A 4,061-nucleotide genomic window follows, 5' to 3' on the forward strand; every position below is an offset into this window, starting at 1 on the left:
AAATATTTTTTGTTTTTTTCTAGTAAAAACTGAGGAAAAAAAGAAAAAAGCGGCCCCCCCCCCGCGCGCCCCACCCCCCGGCACTGCGTCAGATCTCAGGGAGCGGCACTCACCCAGGGGTCACCCGGCCGCGCCAGCCGCCCGTCTCTCCGCCCTGGTGCTCGATGAACTCCTTGAAGCGCCTCATGTCCCCCTTGACGCGTCGGTCGATCATGCCGGACGCGCTGGCGGCCTTCTCGGCCATGCCATGGGGTTCGATGTCCATGACGAGCTCCACACGGGTGTGGGTGTCGTCCAGAGGCTGGAAGCGGACCATGCCCATCTGGCGGGTGTCCCCGCTGGTGGTACGCCAGGCGATCCGATCGTCGGGCAGCTGGTCGATGATCTCGGTGTCGAACTCCCGATGTACCCCGCCGATCTTCGTCGTCCAGTGGTTGTGCCGGTCGTCGATCTGCCGGACCTCTTCCACACCCTCCATGAACTGGGGGAACTCCTCGAACATCGTCCACTGGTTGTAAGCGGTGTGAAGCGGGACGTCCACGTCCACGGATTCCTTCACCATGCTCATCGTTGTGCCTCCTCCCGCTCGACCGTCACGCGGGGGCTTTCCGCCGCGCGGTCGGGGACGAGAAGGCGGGTACCCAGAGCCCACGCGATGATGCCCGCGTTCCCGGGCTCCCTCAGCGGCGCCCCTCCGGCGTCGTCGGAGATGTCACAGCTGCGGGAACTCTGGCGCGACCTTGAGCTCCCCGGCTGCCGTAGCCCAGATCACGGCCTGGGCCGACTCGACGGTGACCCGGGGGTCGCCCAGCATCAGACGGATGCCGAAGCCGTCGCAGAGGGCGAGCAGCGTGGTGCTGACGGCGTCGACGTCGCAGTCGGCGAACTGCCCTGCGTCGATACCGCGTTTGAGGGCCTGGCCCACCCAGGTGTGCAGTTGGTCGTACAGGTCGACGGCCAGGCGCTGGGCGGTCTCGTCGCGCAGTGCCCGCACCCACAGCTCCTGCCACAGCCGCCAGTCCTGGCGCAGTTCCGGGTCGGTCGGCAGGAGGCTGTGCAGGATGCGGGCGAGGATGACGGAAGCGGGCACCGAGTCGGCGTCCCGTTCGAGTTCGGTGCTCGTGTGGGCGAAGGAGTGCGTCATCGCCTCGGCGAAGAGCTTCTCGCGGTTCTCGAAGTGGTAGTGGAGCAGCGCCGTCGAGACCCCGGCGTGCTCCGCGACCATGCGCATACGGATCTTCTCGAAGCCGACCTCGGCGATCACTTCGATCGCGGCGACAAGGATCCGCTCGCGTGTCTCGCGAGTGCGTTCGGCGCTGGACACGTGCGTGCTCCCCTGGTCGGTCTGTCGGTGCGGTGGCCGGGAGTGCGCCGGCCGCCGCCGTGTCCCATCTTCCCGCATCGGTGCGGGAGCTGGGCGGGGCGGTGGGCGGTCGGTGGTGGGTCGGTGGTGGGTCGGTGGATGGAGGGTCACTGGTAGGTGTGGAACCCGCGGCCCGATTTGCGGCCGAGCAGGCCCGCGTCGACCATGCGGGCCAGCAGCGGCGGTGGGGCGTGAAGGGGCTCGCGGAACTCGTCGTACATCGACTCGGCGATGGCCTGGGTGGTGTCGAGTCCGATGAGGTCGATGAGGGCGAGCGGGCCGAGCGGGTGGGCGCAGCCGAGCGTCATCGCACGGTCGATGTCCTCGGCCGACGCGGTTCCCGACTCGACCATGCGGACGGCCGCGAGCAGATAGGGCACGAGCAGGGCGTTGACGACGAAGCCCGACCGGTCCCGGGCGCGTACGACCTGCTTGCCCAGCACGCCGGAGGCGAAGGCCTCGGCGCGGCGGGCGGTGGTCTCTCCGGTGAGCAGGGACGGCACCAGTTCCACCAGCGGCAGGACGGGCACGGGATTGAAGAAGTGCAGGCCCACCACCTGTTCGGGGCGGGAGGTGGTGGCGGCGAGGCGGATGACGGGGATGGACGAGGTGTTGGTCGCAAGGATGGCGTCCTGGCGCCGTACCACGGCGTCCAGCCGTGTGAACACCTCCACCTTCGCCGCTTCGTCCTCTGCGACCGCCTCGACGACGAGGTCCCGGTCCGCCAGCCGTTCCAGGTCGGCGGTGACGGTGATCCGTGCCAGGGCGGCGTCCCCGTCCGTCGTGGTGAGTTTGCCCGCAGCGGCCGCGCGTGCGAGGGATGCGGCGATACGGGCGCGGCCGGCGTCCGCGGCGGTGGCGTCGGATTCGGCGACGACGACGTCGAGTCCGGCGCGGGCACACACCTCGGCGATGCCGGAACCCATCAGGCCGCAGCCCACGACGCCGACGCGTTCGACGGGGCCGCCGCTTCCCGGGGGCCGGGGCTCGCGTTCTGCGGTGAGGGGCTCGGTCCCGGTCATGTGTTGCTCCTTTCCGAGCGGTCGGCGGCACCGGAAGGCCCGGGGCGGCAGGTGTGGGAGGGTGGCGGCCCGGGGAGATTGGGCGGCCGTGTCCGGAGGGTGGCGGCCCCGGCGGGAGGGGCCGGGGCCGCCGGCTTCAGGCGAACGGCTCTCAGTCGGAGGCCAGTTGGAGAACGCCGGTGCCGCGCTTGACGATTTCGCCCGCGACGATGAGCCGCTGGATCTCGGAGGTGCCCTCCCAGATCCGGTCGACGCGCAGCTCGCGATAGAGGCGTTCGACCGGGTAGGAACGGTCGTAGCCGCGGCCGCCGAAGATCTGCAGGCAGCGGTCGACGACGCGGCCCGACGCCTCGCTCGCCGCCAGCTTGGCGATGGCCGCCTTGGCGTGCAGGGTCTTGCGGTCGACGGTGCCCTCGGTCACCTCCCAGGCGACCTGGTGGGTGTAGGCGCGGTTGACGGCGATGTCGACGGCGCAGTCAGCGAGCATGCCCTGGATGAGCTGGAAGTCGGCGATCCGCGAGCCGAACTGACGCCGCTCGACGGCCCACTCACGGGCCAGCTCCAGCGCACGCTCCGCCGCGCCGATGGTGCGGGCGGCGATCATCAGGCGTTCCTCGGTGAACCAGGAGCGGGTGATGTCGTAGCCGTTGCCTACGCCGCCGAGCACGGCGTCGGCCGGGACCCGCACGTCCGTGAAGGTGAACTCGGGGTGCTCGTAGACGAAGGTGTGCATGAAGCGCGGCACACGCGTCATCTCGATGCCGGGAGTGTCCTTGTCGACGAGGAAGAGGGTCGGGGCCCGGTCCTCGCCCGCCGCCGCGAGGACGATCAGGAAGTCGGCGTGGTCGCCGACGGTGACGAACCACTTCTCACCGTTGATGTCCCACTGTCCGTCGGTGGTTCGGGTCGCGGTCGTCGTGAGGTTCTGCGGGTCGGAGCCGGCTCCCGGCTCGGTGACGGCGTAGCAGTCGCGGCGCTCGCCGCGGATGACGGGGACGAGGAAGCGTTCGCGCTGCTCGGGGGTGCAGAAGCGGAGGGCGTTGGCGGGGCGCCAGACCATGTCCCACAGGGCGCCGGTGAGCCGGCCCAGCTCCCCCTGCACGACGGCCTGTTCGAAGATGGTGAGCCCTGCTCCGCCCCACTCGGTGGGCATGTTGACGGCCTGGAGGCCGCTGTCGAGCACGGCGTCGCGGATGTCGGCGTGTGCCTGGGGCGACAGGCCGTTGTTCTCCTCGCAGTCGAGTTCGTAGGCCGTGATGACGTCGGTGAGCCTGCGGGCGGCGGCCTTGAGTTCCTGCTGGCGGGCGGTGAGGCGGAAGTCCATGTCGGTCCTCGGGATGGCAGGTGGCGGGGCGGGGGCGGGGCTGGCGGGGCGATCAGTGACGGGGCAGGGCGAGGGCCCGGGTGCCGCGCTTGATCAGTTCGTTGGCGATGATCAAGCGCTGGATCTCGGAGGTGCCCTCCCAGATCCGGTCGACGCGCAGCTCGCGATAGAGGCGTTCGACCGGGTAGGAACGGTCGTAGCCGCGGCCTCCGAAGATCTGCAGGCAGCGGTCCACCACCCGGCCGGCCGCCTCGCTCGCCGCGAGCTTGGCCGTCGAGGCCTTGGCGTGCAGGGTCTTGCGGTCGGTGTGACAACCTGCGCAGGGACGCCCTGGTTCAGATGAAGTCGCAGC

At 70.0% G+C, this 4,061-nt stretch carries 5 protein-coding genes; all 5 read right to left on the reverse strand.

The window, feature by feature from the left end; all coding sequences use genetic code 11:
• Positions 1-109: 109 nt before the first annotated feature.
• Positions 110-568, reverse strand: a complete 459-nt coding sequence (locus ABZ070_RS35660) for an SRPBCC family protein (protein ID WP_356640168.1) — start codon at positions 566-568, stop codon at positions 110-112.
• 144 nt (positions 569-712) lie between these two features.
• Positions 713-1,324, reverse strand: a complete 612-nt coding sequence (locus ABZ070_RS35665) for a TetR family transcriptional regulator C-terminal domain-containing protein (RefSeq protein WP_356640170.1) — start codon at positions 1,322-1,324, stop codon at positions 713-715.
• 146 nt (positions 1,325-1,470) lie between these two features.
• Positions 1,471-2,385, reverse strand: a complete 915-nt coding sequence (locus ABZ070_RS35670) for a 3-hydroxybutyryl-CoA dehydrogenase (RefSeq protein WP_356640172.1) — start codon at positions 2,383-2,385, stop codon at positions 1,471-1,473.
• Between the two features lie 151 nt (positions 2,386-2,536).
• On the reverse strand, positions 2,537-3,709 hold the full coding sequence (locus ABZ070_RS35675) for an acyl-CoA dehydrogenase family protein (protein ID WP_356640174.1): 1,173 nt from the start codon (positions 3,707-3,709) through the stop codon (positions 2,537-2,539).
• Positions 3,710-3,761: 52 nt separating this feature from the next.
• A partial coding sequence (locus ABZ070_RS35680; protein WP_356640176.1) for an acyl-CoA dehydrogenase family protein occupies positions 3,762-4,061 on the reverse strand: 300 nt, incomplete at its 5' end.

This window comes from Streptomyces sp. NPDC006283 (assembly GCF_040613325.1).
Taxonomy (GTDB): domain Bacteria; phylum Actinomycetota; class Actinomycetes; order Streptomycetales; family Streptomycetaceae; genus Streptomyces.

Bases quoted from the DNA above. Each gene is read 5' to 3' on its own strand.
- ABZ070_RS35675 (WP_356640174.1), bottom strand. From the start codon at position 3,709: ATGGACTTCCGCCTCACCGCCCGCCAGCAGGAACTCAAGGCCGCCGCC.
- ABZ070_RS35660 (WP_356640168.1), bottom strand. From the start codon at position 568: ATGAGCATGGTGAAGGAATCCGTGGACGTGGACGTCCCGCTTCACACC.
- ABZ070_RS35670 (WP_356640172.1), bottom strand. From the start codon at position 2,385: ATGACCGGGACCGAGCCCCTCACCGCAGAACGCGAGCCCCGGCCCCCG.